This window comes from Streptomyces sp. CA-251387, from assembly GCF_050936625.1.
GTDB lineage: Bacteria > Actinomycetota > Actinomycetes > Streptomycetales > Streptomycetaceae > Streptomyces.
In genome coordinates this window covers 7,361,857-7,377,898 of record NZ_JBNJMJ010000001.1, presented here as the reverse complement: position 1 = coordinate 7,377,898, position 16,042 = coordinate 7,361,857, and the positions used below count along the sequence as shown (strand labels likewise).

Genomic DNA, 16,042 nt, shown 5'->3' with positions numbered 1-16,042 from the left:
TGAAAGCCGCGGCGCTCGGTCACCCTCCACGGCGCGCCCGGCGGAGCGTCACGGCAACGGCTGTTCCGTCCAGATGACCTTCCCGTTCGGGGCGTAACGCGTCCCCCACCGCTCGGTGAGCTGCGCGACCAGGAACAGCCCGCGCCCGCCCTCGTCCGTGCTGCGGGCGCGCCGCAGCCGCGGTGACGTGTTGCTGCCGTCGGAGACCTCGCAGATCAGGGCGCGGTCGCGGAGCAGGCGCAGTTGCACGGGCCCGGTGGCGTGGCGGATGGCGTTGGTGACCAGTTCGCTGGCGATCAGCTCGGTGGTGAAGGCCAGCTCGTCGAGGTGCCAGGCGGCGAGCTGATCGGTGACCGCGGTCCGCGCGCGGGACACGACCGCCGGATCGCTGGGCAGGTCCCACTGGGCCACGCGGTCGGCGCCCAGCGTGTGCGTGCGGGCGACGAGCAGCGCGACGTCGTCGACGGGGCGGGCGGGGAGCAGGGCGTCGAGGATGGCCTCGCAGGTCTCCTCCGGCGGACGGTCGGCACGGGCCAGGACAGTGCGCAGCCGGTCCATGCCGGCCTCGATGTCACGGTGCCGGTCCTCGATCAGACCGTCGGTGTACAGCACGAGTTGGCTGCCCTCGGCCAGCTCCAGCTCGACGGTCTCGAAGGGCATGCCGCCGAGCCCGAGCGGCGGACCGGACGGCAGGTCCACGAAGTCCACCGTGCCGTCGGGGGCGACCACCGCGGGCAGCGGATGCCCGGCGCGGCTGAGGGTGCAGTGCCGGGACACGGGGTCGTAGACGGCGTACAGACACGTGGCGCCGACGATGCCGGAGTCGGGCGTGCCCTCCGCGGCCCAGCCCTCGCCCCGGTCGAGCCGGCCGACCAGGTCGTCGAGGTGGGTGAGGACGTCCTCGGACGGCAGGTCCAGGGAGCAGAAGTTGTGGACGGCGGTGCGCAGTCGGCCCATCGTGGCGGCGGCGTGCAGACCGTGGCCGACGACGTCGCCGACCACCAGGGCCACGCGGGCGCCGGACAGCGGGATGACGTCGAACCAGTCGCCGCCGACCCCGGCCTGCGCGGGCAGGTACCGGTAGGCGACCTCGACGGCGCTCTGCTCGGGGCGGCCCCGGGGCAGCAGACTGCGCTGCAGGGTGAGGGCGGTGTTGTGCTCACGGGTGTAGCGGCGGGCGTTGTCGATGCAGATCGCCGCGCGGCCGGCCAGCTCCTGCGCGAGGGACAGGTCGTCGTCCTCGAAGGGGGCGGGCTGCAGCGAACGGTAGAAGCTGACCACGCCGAGGGTCGTGCCACGCGCCCGCAACGGCACGGTGATCAGGGAGTGGATGCCCGCCGCGAGCACCCGTTGCAGCCGCTCCGGGTCCTGCGCGATCCAGCCGCCCGCCTCGGCCAGGACGGGTTCCAGCACGGACTGCCGGGTCTCCAGGGAGCGGGCCTGAGGCGTGGACGGGACGTACTCGACGAGGTCTCCGACGTCGTACAGGTGGTGCGGATCCCTGCGTACGGCCCGGAGGGCCACCCGGCGCAGCGCCGCCCGGCCGCCGAGCGCGTCCGGTTCCTCGCCGCGCAGCACCGGGTCCGGGAGGTCGACGGCGACGAAGTCGGCGAACCGGGGGACGGTCACCTCGGCGAGCTCCTCCGCGGTGCGGGTGACGTCGAGGGTGGTGCCGATCCGCACGCTCGCGTCGTGCAGCAACTCCAGCCGCCGCCGCGCGAGCACGGCCAGCCGGCCGACCCCGGGCTCACCGACCAGCAGCAGCCACCCTTCGGCACCGCCGTCGCCGTCCGGTTCGGGGCGGGTGGAGGGCTCGGGCGGGGAGAAGAGGGTGCGTGCGGCGTCGGTCCCGTCGGTGTGCGCGTCCTGGGCGGGCGGGGCGGATGGCGGCGGGGGTGCGACCGTGTGCGTCGGGGCGGTTGGTGCTGCGGCCGTTTCCGGTGCGGGCCGTGCTGCGGTCCGGTCCGGCGCGGTGGGCGCCTCGGCGGATTCGGGAGTGGAGCGGGGTGGAGCCGATGAGGGTGCGGGTGCCGTTGCGGTGCCGTAGGGCGCGGGCTCGGCAGACGCAGGCGGCGCGGGGGGCGCGGCGGGAGCGGCGGGCGCGGCGGGCGCCGAAGTCACCGGAGGCGCATACGGCGCCGAAGGCGCGGCCGATGCGTGGGCGGCCGGCACCGACGTGATCGAGGGGGCCGGAACCCGCGCCGCCGACCCCGCAGTGCCCGACGGGGCCGAGGCGACCGTGCCCGGCGGAACCGAGACGGCCGTCCCCGGCGGAACCGAGACGGCCGTCCCCGGCGGAACCGAGGTGACCGTGCCCCGCGGGACCGAGGCGACCGTGCCCTGCGCAGACCAGGCCACCGGAGCCTGCGTGCCCGACGGTGCCGGGCGTACATGGCGCAGGCGCGGGCCGCCGAGGACGCGGGCCTCGACCGCGACGCCGCTCTCCCCCGCCGCTCCTCGGACCTGCCGACGCCACAGGGTGGCCGTCCGGCCGCTCGGCAGGGCGACCTCGGCGAGGGTGCGGAGCGGTGAGGCGATGAGTTCCTCGGCCTTCTCACGCAGCACAGCGAGGTCGAGCCGGCCGAGGGCGCCGCCGTCATGGCCGGGCGGCAGTGACTCGGGCTGCTTCGGCCAGCCCCGCGCATGGCCGTCGGCCCGCCGGTACGCGGTGAGGAGGGCACGCTCCCGTTCGGTGGCCTGCTCCAGCAGCCGGGCCTCGATGTTCCGGGCGGCTTCGCGGACCATCCCCACCATGGCCGGGTCGCCCTGGTCGCGCAGGCAGGTCAGATCGAGGACGGCCTCGATACGCCCGCTGAGCGGGTCCCGCACAGGCGCGCCCGCGCAGGCGAAGGGCTGCAGGCAGTCGGCGAAGTGCTCACGCCCGGCGACGTAGACCGGGCCGCGCTCGGCGAGCGCGGTGCCGACACCGTTGGTGCCCACGACCGGCTCCGAGGCGTCGAACCCGGGCGCGAACTGCACCGCGTCGAGGCGCTCGCACAGCTCCCGGCCGCCACCGAGCCGCTGGACCATGCGGCCCTGTGCGTCGCAGAGCGCGATGGTCATCCCCGCACCGGCGAGCGACGCGGTGAGGCCCGAGAGCACCGGGTCGGCAGCACGCAGGAAACGCTCGTCCAGTGTCACGTCCGCGGTGTAGCGGACCAGCAGCCGGTGCGGCTCCAGCCCGGCGGAGCGGCAGCGCTTCCAGGAGTCGAGCACGGAGTCCCGAACGTCCGACTCCACCGGTGAGCCGGCGAGGAATCGTTCGTGGGCATCGACGAGCCCGCCGATGTCGTCCCAGGCGACGGTCAACGGGATCACTTCCCTCACCTGGAGCCGTCCCGGTCGCGCGCGCCGCCCTTCGGCCCACGGCCCGGTAGGCTCCCAAGCGCCTATCACCCTAGCCCTTGTGTGATGCGCCTCACAACGGCCCGCTTCGGCCCCGCGGAGCGGCCGCGACAGGCTGCGACCAGCCGCGACCCCTGCTGATCCGTGCAGGTGAGGGACGACGCACAGCGGACCGCAAGTTTTTTCCCGCGGCGGTGATTGTTTCGCGCGTTCGATCCGTACTTCCTGAGGTACCGAGCCGTTCACGTCAGGAGTCACGATGCCCATCTCGCGCCGCATGGTTGGCACCGTCTTCGTGGGAGGCGCCCTCGTCCTCACCCTGTCCGCCCTCGCCTATCCCGCCATGCTCGGCGTGGAGACCACGTCCGCGTCGCAGGACCGCGTCATCGCCAACACCCGCTACGGCCCGCTGACCGAGGCCGACCGAGACTTCGTCGTGAAGGTCCGCGCGGCGGGCCTGTGGGAGCACCCGCTGGGGCTGATCGCGATGCAGAAGGGCACGACGGCGGCCATGAAGGAGGCCGGGGAGCACCTGGTCGTCGGTCATGGCCGACTCGACGCGACCTGCCGCAAGATCGCGCCCGAGCTGGGCATCACCCTGCCCAACCAGGCGAGCCCGCAGCAGCAGCAGTTCGTGGCGACCGCGGACTCCAAGACCGGTCAGGAGTTCGACTCCACCGCAACCGCCATCATGCGGGTGACGCACGGCCAGATCTTCCCGGTCGTCGCGAAGATCCGGGCCACCACACAGAACACCCTGGTCCGTCAACTGGCCGACCAGGCGAACGACACGGTGCTCGACCACATGACGGTCCTGGAGAAGACCGGCCTGGTGAACTTCGACGCAAACAACTTCCAGCAGACGACACCGCCGAAGCTGCCCAAGGACCAGACGACCCCGCCGCCGCCCCAGCCGGGCACGCCGGTCCTCGTCCTCAACATCCCGAAGGGCCTGGAGGACCTCAACACGGCATCCCCGGCACCGAGCCCGTCGGCCGGCTGACGCAGCACGCAGCAGTACGGCACCCGTCGCCCGCCTCAGCGCTTCGGCTCAGCAGGGCGGCGGGTGCCGTATCAACCCGTCTTCCACCCCCACGGCGTGTCCATCCGCTCCCACTCCGCTGCCCACTGCTCCATCCGGCGCCGCTCCAGCCCCAGCCGCACCGCCCAGGCGCACCCGAGGACGACGCCGCCCGCGCCCCCGGCGGCCAGCACGCCTCCGGCGACGGAATGCAGCAGGATCTCGGACTCGGACAACGGCTCGTTGACGACGCCGCCGTTCCGGTCCGTCCACACGTCGACCTTGCTGCCGGCGTGCGTCTTGGGCGGCACGCGTGCCTGGTCCGTGCGGGTCGTGCCGTCCGGGTCGGTCCAGCGGACGGTGGCCCACACGAGATGGTCGGTGGTGACGCGCGAGGCCCCCGGATCCTCCGCGTCCTTCACGAGTACGGCCGTCACCTTGCGACTCTCGGCCCGCTGCTCCTCGGCGGAGTGCACGACCGCGTCCGCCGCCACCAGCCCCGCGAACAGGGCACCGACCAGCGCGAACAGCCACCCGCACAGCACGACCCACGCCTCGACGACGTCACTGCGCCGCCTCAGCGGGCTGCGCCGCCACCGCCATAGCCGCACCCTCGTGCACCTTGACGCAGCCATGCCGACACCCCCTTGAGCACCGACGGCCTTGTATTCCAGTGTGCGCCACCTACGGCGGGCCGCACCCCCGCCCAAGTCACCCGGGAGGATTCGTCGCCCGCCGAGGCGTGATCAGCTCGCGGTGCGCCGGATCCGCCCGGCGTACCGCTTCTCCAGTTCCAGGTTGCCCTCGAAGCCGCCCGGCACATTGGCCGAGACGTACACCGGCGGGCGTTCCCCGGCGGCGAGGAGCAGGGCGGAGGCCTCGGCCACGGCCATCTGGACGAGCATCACGCCGGTCAGCGTGGACAGGGCACAGACCGCCCCGCCCTCCGGGAGCTCCAGCAGCGCGTCGCCGCGCGGAGCCCGGTTGTCGAGGACGACGTCGGCGAGGTCGGCGAGCTTCTTGCCGCTCGCGTGTCCGGCCGGGACGGCGCGGGTGTGGGTCAGGGAGGTGAGGGCGAGGACGCGGTGGCCGTGTTCCTTGGCATGCAGGGCCATTTCCACGATGACGTTGTTGACGCCGGAGTTGGAGATCACCACGAAGAGGTCCTCGGGGCGCGGTGCGGCGAGGTCGTAGATCCGGGCCGCGACCCCGGCCCGGCGCTCCAGGAGCGGGTCGTCGAGGACGCTCGGGGACTCGCCGCCGTACAGGACGAGGTCGGCGATGCTCAGCCGGTTCGTCGGCACCAACCCGCCTGCTCGCCCGGCGAGTTCGAGGACGATGGCCTGGGAGTGGCCGGTGCCGAAGGCCTGGATCACACCGTCCGCACGCACGCAGTCGGCGATCAGCTCGGCGGCACGTGCCACGTCGTCGCCGACGGCCCCGGTCAGGCGGTCGAGGACGGCCATGCTCTCGCGTGCGAAGCGCCGGGCGCTCACGGACTCGTCGGACACGGGTCACTCCCCACTGGTGGATTGAACCACCTCACGCTACTTCGTCAGTGAATCAATAAATCACAACGTGGATGGCAGGGGCAATGAGCCGCCACCTCGGTCCTGGTATCGCTCTTGGTAGCGGCCTTGGCATCGGTCCTGGTATTCAATCTGCGCGGGTAATGGTGGCTGGTACCTTCTCTCCCATGCCCCCGACGGACGTCACCACACTGATCCGCACCGAGCTGCCCCGACTGGCCGGTTCCCTGAGGAAGGTCGGCGAGCTGATCCTGGAGGATCCGGCCGCCGTCACCCACTGCTCGGCCGCCGAGCTGGGCCGCCGCACCGGCACCTCCCAGGCGACGGTGACCCGCTTCTGCCGCGCCATCGGGCTCGACTCCTACCAGCATCTGCTGATCGAGCTGGCCCAGGAACGCGGCCGCGGCGAGGTCTCCGACTGGGGCACCGCCGAGATCGGCCCGGATATCTCCCCCGACGACAGCCTGGAACGCGTCGTGCAGGTCGTCGGCACCGCGGACCTGCGGGCCATCCAGCAGACCATCGACCGGATCGACCTCGAGGCGATCGAGCGCGCCGCCCAGGCCCTGGCCCGCGCCCGGCGCATCGACGTCTACGGCGTCGGCGGCAGCGGCGCCGTGGCGCAGGAGACGGAGACCCGGCTGTTCCGCATCGGCTGCTCGGTCCGCGGCTGGACCGAGGTGCACGCGGCGGCGACCTCCGCGGCCCTGCTCACCCCGGCGGACGTGGCGATCGGCATCTCCCACTCCGGGGCGACCCGCGAGACCCTAGAACCGTTCGAGATGGCCAAGGAGCGCGGCGCCACCACCGTCGCCCTCACCACCGACCCGCGCTCGCCGCTGTCCCGGGCCGCCGACATCCGGCTCATCTCGTCATCCGCGGAGACCAGCTTCCGCGCCGAGAGCATCAGCAGCCGGCACTCGGTCCTGATGCTCGTCGACTGCCTGTACGTCCGGGTCGCCCAGCTCACCTACCAGCGCGCGAGCGCCTCGCTGGCGCTGACCGACCACATCACCCCGCAGCACGCGGTGAAGTCGCGCCGCGCACGCTGAGCCTGACCCGGACTGCATGGATGAACCACCGAAGCGGAATACAGATGGTTGTTTGAACCAACTCCTCGGTCAGGATGGGGCTCCCCACGAGCACTCGTAGGAGCCCCATGCGCGTCATCTCTGTCGAGTCGACCGAGCTCTTCGTCGGCACCGAGGACCATCCGCAGCAGGTGCTGGCCGTCGGGATCGGGCACACTCCCGGCCGGAGGGTCCACCTCACCGCCGAGGGGCCGGGTGTCCACGGCGCCGCCGAGGCGACCACGGGGGACGACGGCACCGTACGGGCCGAGATACCGGTGACGACCGACCTCGCCCCCGGCGACCGCACGCACATCAGGGTCACGGCCGAGGACACCGGCGACCCGGCCCGGTCCGCGGAGCACTCCGCCGCGTTCACGGTCGCCGAGCCCGGCTGGACCATGTTCATGGTCAGCCACTTCCACTACGACCCCGTCTGGTGGAACACCCAGGCCGCCTACACCGAGACCTGGGACGTCGCCGACGACCCCGCCACGACCGGCCTGCCCGCCCGCACCTTCGACTCGCGGGGCCAGTCCGGCATGAGTCTCGTCCGCGCCCACTGCGATCTGGCCCGGCGCGACCCGGCGTACACCTTCGTGCTCGCGGAGGTCGACTACCTCAAGCCCTACTGGGCCGCCTTCCCCGAGGAGCGTGCCTTCCTGCGCCAGCTGATCCGCACCGGCCGCGTCGAGATCATGGGCGGCACCTACAACGAGCCGAACACCAACCTCACCGGCGCCGAGGCGACCGTACGCAACGCCCTGTACGGCGACGGCTTCCAGCGCGGGATCATCGGGGCGTCCCCGGAGACCGCCTGGCAACTGGACGCGTTCGGGCACGATCCGCAGTTCCCGGGGCTGATGGCGGACGCCGGGGTCAGCTCCAGCTCGTGGGCGCGCGGCCCGTTCCACCAGTGGGGACCGACCCTCTCCGTCTTCGGCGAGGAGCCGCGCGACCCGAACCGGATGCAGTTCCCGGCGGAGTTCAGCTGGATCGCCCCGTCCGGGCGTGGGCTGCTGACCGCTTACATGGTCAATCACTACGGCGCCGGCTGGGCGATCGACAACGCGCCCACCCTGCCCGAGGCGGAGGCGGCCGCGTTCAAGCTGTTCAAGGGGCTGAAGCAGGTCGCGCTCACCCGCAATGTGCTGCTGCCGGTCGGCGGTGACTACGCGCCGCCGTGCCGCTGGGTGATGGACATCCACCGGGACTGGAACGCCCGCTATGTCTGGCCGCGCTTCATCAGCGGCATCCCCCGGGACTTCTTCGCGGCCGTACGCGCGCAGCTGGCGGCGGAGGGCCGCAAGGCGTCGCCGCAGACGCGGGACATGAACCCGATCTACACCGGCAAGGACGTCTCCTACATCGACACCAAGCAGGCGCAGCGGTACGGCGAGACGCTGCTCGCCGACGCGGAGGCCTGGGCGACGCTCGCCTCGCTGGTGACCGGGCATCCGTATCCGGACGCGGCGCTCGACAAGGCCTGGCGGCAGCTGGTCTACGGCGCCCACCACGACGCCATCACCGGCTCGGAGTCCGACCAGGTCTACATCGACCTGCTCACCGGCTGGCGGGAGTTGTACGACCTCGCCGGGACGGTGCACGCCGACGCGACCGACGCCCTGGCCCGCAGGGTCGCTCAACTGCCGGGCGGTACATCGGACTTGGTGGTCTTCAACGCGGCGACCTGGGAGCGCCGGGACGTACTGGCGGTCGCGGACCCGGGACTGGTCCCGCTGGACGACACCGGGCTGCCGCTGCCCGCCGTACGGGAGGACGGGGAACTCCGTACCAGGCGCTGAGCAGTGCTCCCGCCTTGTCGGGCACGACGTGCGGGCGGCCCTGGATCAGCACGACCGTCGTCGGCGTCCCGGTTGCGACGACGGCGTCCAGGAGCGCGTACTGGGCGGCGCCGAGCCGCAGCCCCGCAAGGTCGGCGCCCTCGCCGCAGGTCATCTCGGACACCGCGGTCAGCGCGGCTCCGTTGGCCGCGAAGTCGGTGTCCGGCGTGCGGGCGCTGCTGCCACCCAGGACGAGCACGGCCAGGTCGGAGGCGGCGGCCGCGGCGACGGCCTCGGGGATGCCGGAGAGGTCGCCGCCCGTGAGGGCGCAGCCGCGGGCGTACCGGATGTCGACGCCGGGCGGGGCGAGCGTGCGCAGGGCGTCGAGGACGCTCGTGCCCGTGCCGGGGCGTTGCGGGGCCGTGTAGTCGCCCGACTGGTGGGCGGTGGTGGCCGATTGGGGCCCCAGTACGGCGATACGGGAGACGGAGCCCGGGATCAGCAGTATGCCGTCGTTGCGGAGCAGCGTGACGGCGCCCCGGGCGAGTGCGCTGCTGACGTCTCTCCCACCGGTCGGCGGCGAAGTCGTGACGTGCCTCCGGTCGAACAGCCCCAGACGGAACTTGAGCCGCAGGACCCTGGCCACGGCGGTGTCGAGAGCCTCTTCGCTCACCAGCCCCCCTTCGACCGCCTCCTCCAGATGCGTGAAGCCCTCGTCCCAAAGGCTCAGATCGACACCGGAGTTGAGCGCGAGCGCACCCGCGGACACCTTGTCACCGGTGATCCGGGCCAACCGGTCCACGGCGAGGCCGTCCGCCATGACGAGCCCCTCGAAGCCCCAGTCCTCCCGCAGGAGTTCGGTGAGCAGGGCGCGATTGCCGGAGCACGGCATCCCGTCGATCTCGTTGTACGCGGCCATGACCGCGGCGGCGCCGGCACGGACTCCCGCACGGGCGGCCGGAAGGTGGATCTCGTGCAGCTCACGCCGACCGAGCTCGGACTCGGCCGAGTTGCGGCCCCCGACGGTGGCCCCCTGGCCGGAGAAGTGCTTGAGGACGACGGGGGCCTTGTCGGCGGCGAAGCCCTCGCACGGGTCGCCCTGCATGCCCTGGACCACCGCCTCCGTCAGCCGGGCGGCCAGGTACGGATCCTCGCCGAAGCACTCCTCCGTCCGTCCCCACCGGGGGTCACGGGCGATGTCGAGGGCGGAGACCAGGGCGACATGGCCGCCGCGGGCGCGCAGTTCGGCGGCGGCATGCGCTGCGGCACGCTCGTACAGCTCGGGGTCCCAGGTGGCGCCCACGGCCAGATTGACGGGCAGGACCGTGCCGTCGAGGGCCATGAGCCCGTGCGGCACCTCCTCGACGAACAGCGCGGGTATGCCGAGCCGGCTGCGCTCCACGACATGCCGCTGCACCAGCTCGGCGAGAGCCGCGCCGTCCTCGGCGCCGGGGCCGTCGCCGTGGTCCACGCCGGACCAGGCGTCGGCGCGCTGGAGTCCGTAGAGGGCGCCGAGCCCTTCGAAGCGGTCGGTCTCGGCGTACAGGGCCTCGGTGAGTTCGAAGCCGCCGTCGGGGGTGCGGCGGTAGGCGTTCCAGCCGTACATCCGCTGGTTGAGCTGGCCGACTTTCTCACCCAGGGTCATGCGGGCCAGCAGGTCGCGGACGCGGGCGTCGACGGGCGCGGTGGGGTCGCGGTAGAGCAGGTGGGTGCCTTCGTCGCTGCCTCCGTCGCCGAGGAGCTGGGGCCCGGCCTCGGTGGCCGCGTAGTCCGGAGTCGGCATGCGGCCGGTCCCTTTCGTTCGAGCTGTCGGGTGCGTTCAGACGGCGAGGCGTGCGAGAGCCACCGCACCGCGGGAGCCGTCCGCGACCCAGTCGAGGGTGAGCCCGAGGGGCTGGAGCCGGGCGGCCAGGGGGTCGGTGAGCGGACCGTCGGGGCCGAGCAGTCCGCCGGTGACGACGATGCGCTCGCCCGGCCGGGGTTCGAGGACGCGGACGGTGCCGGTGAGGTGGTCGGCGGCCGTGTCGAGGATCCCCGCGGCGACGGTGTCCTGGTGCCGGGCGGCCTCGGCGACCAGCGGTGCGAACTCGGCCAGCGCGACCGGCGGCCGCTGCATGACGGCGGGGAGGACGTGCATGCGGTAGGCCTCGCGCCGGGCCCGCGTCCAGGACCTTTCGCCGTACGGCGTCCAGGGCCCGTCGGCGTACGGCCCCGGAGCGTCACCCGGCAGGACGTCTTCCGGCACGCCCAGCGCCCGCCCGACCGAAGCGGCCAGCGCCGTAGGCCCGCCCCGCCCGTCCGCCATGCGCAGCGCCACCCGTACCGCCTCGCGTCCGATCCAGAAGCCGCCGCCGTCGTCGCCGAGCAGCCAGCCGTCGCCGCCGGCGGTCGTGGTGCACGCGCGTGCGGTGATGCGCGCCGCGACCGCGCCGGTGCCCGCCACCAGGGCGAGCCCGTCGGCGGGATGGCCCGGTGCGGAGGCGAACGCGGCCTCGATGTCGCTGTGGATCTCGACCGAGGCGGCGCCGATGCCCAGCCGGCTCAGCGCGACGGTGAGCGCGGCGTGCGCCTTGACGCGGCCCGGCTCGTCCGGAGCGGTCCGCGACGCGCCCGCGAACCCGCCCGCCACGGCCACGACACGGCTGCGCAGCGCTTCCGGGACGGCGCGTGCGAGCGCTTCGGCGAGGTGCTCGGTGAGCTGCGCGCCGGGCACGGTCAGGGCGTTGCCCGGACCGCCGACGCCCTCACCCTCGGGATCGCCGTCGCGCAGGGGCGCCAGGACGGCGCGGGTACGGGTGCCGCCGGCGTCCAGGCCGACGACGTACGCCGGGGCCCGCCCGGCCGAATCCTGGTTCAAATCACTATTCATCAGCAACCATGGTGGTTGATACATTCGCGATGGACAAGAGCCCGACGAGAGCCGACAAGTGCCGGACAACAGCCGGAGTCAGCCGGACAACAGCCGGACAAGAGCCGGCCCCGCCCGAGGGCAGGCCCGACCCGAGGAGGATCCCATCCACCCGCTCCGCTTCGGCGTCAACTACACGCCCCGCCACGGCTGGTTCCACTCCTGGCACGACTTCGACCCCGCACGCGCGCGTGCCGACCTCGACCAGATAGCGGGCCTCGGCCTCGACCACGTCCGCGTCTTCCACCTCTGGCCGCTCCTCCAGCCCAACCGCACCCTCGTCCGCACCGCCGCCGTCGACCAGCTCGCCCACCTCGTCGACCTGGCCGGCGAGGCAGGTCTCGACGTCCTCGTGGACGGCGTGCAGGGCCATCTGTCGAGCTTCGACTTCTACCCGGAGTGGACGCGCGGCTGGCACCACCGCAACGTCTTCACGGACCCGGAGGCCATCGACGCCCAGGCCACCCTTCTGCGCACCCTGGGCCGTGCCCTCGCGGGCCGCCCCAACCTGATCGGCCTCCAACTCGGCAACGAGCTCAACAACCTGGTCGAGCACAACCCGGTGACGGCGGACGAGGTCGACCACTACCTCGACACCCTGCTGGCCGCCGCCCGGGACGGGCTCGGCACGGGCGGCGGCCTGGTCACGCACTCCGCGTACGACGCCGCCTGGTACGGCGACGACCACCCCTTCACGCCCGAGGCCTCGGCCCGCAAGGGCGATCTGACCACCGTCCACCCCTGGGTGTTCTCCGCCGACTGCGCCCGCCGCTACGGCCCCCGCTCGCCGCAGGTCCACCACCTCGCCGAGTACGGCACCGAGCTGGCCAAGGCGTACGCCACCGACCCCGCCCGCCCGGTCTGGGTCCAGGAGACGGGCGCGCCCGAACCGCACATCCCGGCCGCCGACGCGCCGGACTTCGAGCACGCCACCGTACGGAACGCGGCCGAGTGCGCCGGGCTGTGGGGCGTGACCTGGTGGTGCTCCCACGACGTGGACCGGTCGCTGGCCGACTTCCCGGAACTGGAGTACACGCTGGGCCTGTTCGACTCCTCCGACCGCCCCAAGGCGATCGCCGAGGCACTCGCCGAGACGGTGGCCGACCTGCGCAAGGCGAACCGCTCCGCACCCCCGCGCGACACCGCCCTGGTCCTGGACTGCACACCGGGCACCCGGTCGGTGTCCGGGCCGGGCGGCGCGTACTTCGAGGCGTGGATGCGGTTGCGGACGGAAGGGGTTCGCCCGGCGGTGGTCCTGGCCGCGCGGGCGCAGGACGCGGAGTACCTGGCGGCGCGGGGGATCAAGGAGGTCGTACGGGCGTCCTGAGCACTCCTCCTCAGACGCCGGCCAGCGCCTCGGCGACGGCCCGCAGGTTCACCCGCCCCCGCCCGTACGAGCACAGCGCACCGCCCTCCGGCAGCCCGGTGTCCAGCCGAACCGCGTCCGGACGCCGGGCCAGCAGGGCGTCCCGCAGCCGCGCCTGCCAGGGATGCAGCCCGGCGTCGCACGTGGCGACGACCAGGGGCGCGGTCCCGCAGTGGCGCAGGATTCCGTCGACGAGGGCGTCCGGGTCCGCGCCGCACTCCCCGGTGACCGCCGTTCCCGTCGCCGTGGGGTCGACGGCGCGCACCTCGGTCAGCAGGTCCTCGCCGCCCCAGTTGAGCGCGGGGTGCGGCGGCGGGAACAGGTCGACGACATGGGCGCCGCGCACGGCGGGCGGTACGCCCCGGCTGCGTACGGCGCGCCGCGCGGCCGTGAGACCCGCCTCCGCTTCCCATGCGGACACCTCGCCGGGCGGGGTGGCATAGCGTGCGGCGAGCCGCCGTACCCGCCCCGCGGCCTCCTCGACGCGCTCCTGGGCGAGCAGGCCGGTCCGCAGCGCGTCGAGCACCGCGTCCCGGCAGGCCAGGGTGACGTCCAGGTCGCCCACGGCGACGATGACCTGGTCGGCGCCGGCGGCGAGGGCGATGCGCGCGCCGGCTGCCTCGCCGTACGCGTCGGCGATCGCCTTCATCTCCAGCGCGTCGCTGACGAGGACGCCGTCGAAGCCGAGGTCGTGCCGGAGCAGGTCGCCGAGGATGCGGCGGCTGAGGGTGGCGGGGCGGTTGGGGTCGAGCGCCGGGAACACGACATGGGCGCTCATCAGCATCGGCACGCCCGCGGCGACGGCCGCGCGGAACGGTTCGAGGTCGGCGCGCAGCTCGTCGTACGGCCGTGGGTCGACCGCCATGCCGTGGTGGCTGTCGGTGACGGTGCCGCCGTGGCCGGGGAAGTGCTTGGCGCAGGAGGCTATGCCGCGGGCCTCGGTGGCGGTGATCCAGGCGCGCAGGTGGCGGGCGGCGAGCCCGGGATCGGCGCCGAAGGAACGGGTCCGCACGATGGGGTTGTCCGGCCGGTGCTGGAGGTCGGCCACGGGGGCGTAGGAGGCGGTGATGCCGAGGCCGGCCAGATGCCCGGCGAGGGCGTCGGCGCAGCGGGCGGTGAGGTTCGGGTCGTCGACGACGCCGAGGGCGTAGGAGCCGGGGACCTGCGGGGCGCCGGCGCTCACCAGGTGGCCGATGCCGCCGCCCTCGTTGTCGATGGCGACGAGGAGGTCCGGGCGTATGGCCCGCAGCTCGTCCGTGAGGCGGCGCACCTGCTCCGCGTCGCGGACGTTGCGGGTGAACAGGATGACCCCGCCGAGGCCGCGGTCGATGAGCCCCTTGAGGGTGTCCGGCACGGTCGTGGCCCCGTCGAATCCGGCGACGAGACAGCGGTGGGCGGCTTCGTCCAGATCGGCGGGGAGTGCGGCAGCCGACCGGAGAGAGACGTGCTCGAAGTGGCTCACCCCCGCAATGCTCTGGCTCGATCAGCCGAAAGTCAACCTTCCGGTGGTTGACTGATTCAGCAGCTCGCGGTGGGACGGTCATGACCGTCCGGCCACCCGGCGGAAAATCCGGTTGCGCGACGTTCACCCCAGCCCTACCGTCTGCCCTCATCGCGTGGCGGCCGCCGTGGGCAGTCGTTCCGCAGGGCGATGGGGAGGGTGGGCACGGCCCGCAGCGCCGGGCGCCGCCCGAAACGACGCCCGCCCCCGCCCACAGACTCACCGCCGCGCGCACCCCGCTCACGTCGCTCGCCCGCCAACGCCGCTTCGGCTTAAGGACACCGCTTCGTCACGCCGGACGGGCACGTTTTCGTCGTCCCCTCCTGCCTCGCCCTCTAGCCGTCCGCCCCGCGTCCACGCGGGTGTGACGCGGAAGGACGACTGCGCTGTGTCCTCGCTCCCCCTCAGCGATCTCCCCGGACCGCTGCCCGCCGCGCCCGCTCCCGCCCCCGCGGCCCGCACCTCCTTCTCCCCCGCCCGCCTCACCCGCCACGCGCTGACCCTGCTGCCGCTCCTGCTGATCGGGGCATGGGCCGCGGCCGACTGGCGCGCCTTCCTCGACGGGGCCACGCGGCTCGCCTCCGCCGACCCCTGGTGGCTGCTCGCCGGTCTCTTCTTCACCTGCATGGGCTGGGTGGCGGCCGCCGTCGTCCGCCAAGGGGCCATACCGGAGCGGCTGCCGCCGGGGCTGCTCCTCGCGTCGCAGTTCGCGGCCGGCGCGGCGAACCACGTGCTGCCGGCGAGCATCGGCGCTCATGCCGTCACCCTGCGCTTCCTGCAGGGCCAGGGCATACCCCTGGCCCGGGGCACCGCATCGCTCGCCCTGTACTCACTGGTCAAGCCGATCGCGAAGACGGTGGTACTGCTCGGCTTCCTGGTGGCCTTCCCCGAGCTGCTGCACCTGGGCGAACTCGTCCCGAACAAGCGGACATTGCTCCTGGTCGCCGTGGGCGTGACGGTCGCCCTCGCCACGGCGGGCACCCTCGCGACGGCCGTACGACCGCTGCGGCGCCCTCTCGTCTGCTTCGTCCGCAGCGCCCTGACCGACGCACGGATCCTGCACACCCGCCCCAGTCGCGTCCTCGCCCTGTGGGGCGGGGCCGCCGCCACCCCGCTGCTCCAGGCGAGCGTGATCGCTTCGGTCGGCTTCGCCCTCGGCCTCCCGCTGTCCTGGACCCAGGTGACCCTCGCCCTGCTCCTCGCCAGCACCGCGGTGGGCGCCGTGCCCGCACCCGGCGGCATCGGCCCCGTGGACGCGGCCCTGGTCTTCACGATGGTCACGTTCGGCGCCCCGATGGGTCTCGCCGCGGCCACCGTCATCGGCTATCGGGTCCTGACGGTGTGGGTGCCTCTGCTGCCGGGCGCGCTCGTGCTGTCGATCCTGGTTCAGCGCAAGATCCTCTGAGTCGGCGGCGGCCGGCGCCCCTCTCGGGCCCCATGCCGCCGCACACCCCATTGAATAGACGCGACGACTAGTCTAGTCTCTTGAATAGACGCAACGGTCAGTCTTGCTCCGAT

Annotated in this window: 9 protein-coding genes and 2 pseudogenes; 5 read left to right on the top strand and 6 right to left on the bottom strand. The window is 73.3% G+C overall.

Annotation, left to right across the window (positions count from 1 at the left end):
* Positions 1-48 precede the first annotated feature (48 nt).
* Positions 49-3,318, bottom strand: coding sequence for a SpoIIE family protein phosphatase (locus ACQEV2_RS32870; protein ID WP_433049665.1), 3,270 nt, complete (start codon positions 3,316-3,318; stop codon positions 49-51).
* A gap of 286 nt (positions 3,319-3,604) precedes the next feature.
* Here ACQEV2_RS32870 and ACQEV2_RS32865 point away from each other — a divergent pair, with 286 nt between their 5' ends.
* The gene (locus ACQEV2_RS32865) at positions 3,605-4,348 is read left to right on the top strand and encodes a DUF4142 domain-containing protein (protein WP_433049662.1); all 744 of its coding nucleotides are present in this window, start codon (positions 3,605-3,607) and stop codon (positions 4,346-4,348) included.
* Positions 4,349-4,419: 71 nt separating this feature from the next.
* Here the strand turns inward: ACQEV2_RS32865 and ACQEV2_RS32860 are convergent, their stop codons facing one another.
* A complete protein-coding gene (locus ACQEV2_RS32860) occupies positions 4,420-5,001 on the bottom strand; it encodes an Rv1733c family protein (RefSeq protein WP_433049659.1) in 582 nt (193 codons plus the stop codon).
* Positions 5,002-5,112: 111 nt separating this feature from the next.
* Complete coding sequence (locus ACQEV2_RS32855; protein ID WP_433049656.1) at positions 5,113-5,877, bottom strand: sugar isomerase domain-containing protein; 765 nt, start codon at positions 5,875-5,877, stop codon at positions 5,113-5,115.
* A gap of 185 nt (positions 5,878-6,062) precedes the next feature.
* On the opposite strand from ACQEV2_RS32855, the gene ACQEV2_RS32850 reads away from it, so the two are divergent.
* Together ACQEV2_RS32850 and ACQEV2_RS32845 are read left to right on the top strand one after the other, a co-directional pair.
* A complete protein-coding gene (locus tag ACQEV2_RS32850; protein WP_433049653.1) occupies positions 6,063-6,947 on the top strand; it encodes a MurR/RpiR family transcriptional regulator in 885 nt (294 codons plus the stop codon).
* A 107-nt stretch (positions 6,948-7,054) separates the two neighbouring features.
* Positions 7,055-8,758: pseudogene (locus ACQEV2_RS32845) on the top strand (NEW3 domain-containing protein); the annotation flags it as partial.
* On the opposite strand, the pseudogene ACQEV2_RS32840 reads toward ACQEV2_RS32845, so the two are convergent.
* Positions 8,748-10,394 (bottom strand): annotated as a pseudogene (locus ACQEV2_RS32840) (glycoside hydrolase family 3 protein); the annotation flags it as partial. The pseudogenes ACQEV2_RS32845 and ACQEV2_RS32840 sit on opposite strands and share 11 nt — an antisense overlap.
* 174 nt (positions 10,395-10,568) lie before the next feature.
* The gene (locus ACQEV2_RS32835; protein WP_433049650.1) at positions 10,569-11,618 is read right to left on the bottom strand and encodes an N-acetylglucosamine kinase; all 1,050 of its coding nucleotides are present in this window, start codon (positions 11,616-11,618) and stop codon (positions 10,569-10,571) included.
* A gap of 145 nt (positions 11,619-11,763) precedes the next feature.
* On the opposite strand from ACQEV2_RS32835, the gene ACQEV2_RS32830 reads away from it, so the two are divergent.
* Positions 11,764-12,984: a glycoside hydrolase 5 family protein gene (locus ACQEV2_RS32830; protein ID WP_433054940.1), complete on the top strand. Its 1,221-nt coding sequence runs from the start codon at positions 11,764-11,766 to the stop codon at positions 12,982-12,984.
* A gap of 10 nt (positions 12,985-12,994) precedes the next feature.
* On the opposite strand, the gene ACQEV2_RS32825 is transcribed toward ACQEV2_RS32830, so the two are convergent.
* The gene (locus ACQEV2_RS32825) at positions 12,995-14,485 is read right to left on the bottom strand and encodes a glycoside hydrolase family 3 N-terminal domain-containing protein (RefSeq protein ID WP_433049647.1); all 1,491 of its coding nucleotides are present in this window, start codon (positions 14,483-14,485) and stop codon (positions 12,995-12,997) included.
* 427 nt (positions 14,486-14,912) lie between these two features.
* Here ACQEV2_RS32825 and ACQEV2_RS32820 point away from each other — a divergent pair, with 427 nt between their 5' ends.
* Positions 14,913-15,929, top strand: coding sequence for a lysylphosphatidylglycerol synthase transmembrane domain-containing protein (locus ACQEV2_RS32820; RefSeq protein ID WP_433049645.1), 1,017 nt, complete (start codon positions 14,913-14,915; stop codon positions 15,927-15,929).
* Positions 15,930-16,042: the final 113 nt, after the last annotated feature.

What these genes read in the sequence shown, in the direction of transcription:
- ACQEV2_RS32850 (WP_433049653.1), top strand. Translation starts at nt 6,063, where the DNA reads ATGCCCCCGACGGACGTCACCACACTGATCCGCACCGAGCTGCCCCGA.
- ACQEV2_RS32835 (WP_433049650.1), bottom strand. Translation starts at nt 11,618, where the DNA reads ATGAATAGTGATTTGAACCAGGATTCGGCCGGGCGGGCCCCGGCGTAC.
- ACQEV2_RS32865 (WP_433049662.1), top strand. Translation starts at nt 3,605, where the DNA reads ATGCCCATCTCGCGCCGCATGGTTGGCACCGTCTTCGTGGGAGGCGCC.
- ACQEV2_RS32860 (WP_433049659.1), bottom strand. Translation starts at nt 5,001, where the DNA reads ATGGCTGCGTCAAGGTGCACGAGGGTGCGGCTATGGCGGTGGCGGCGC.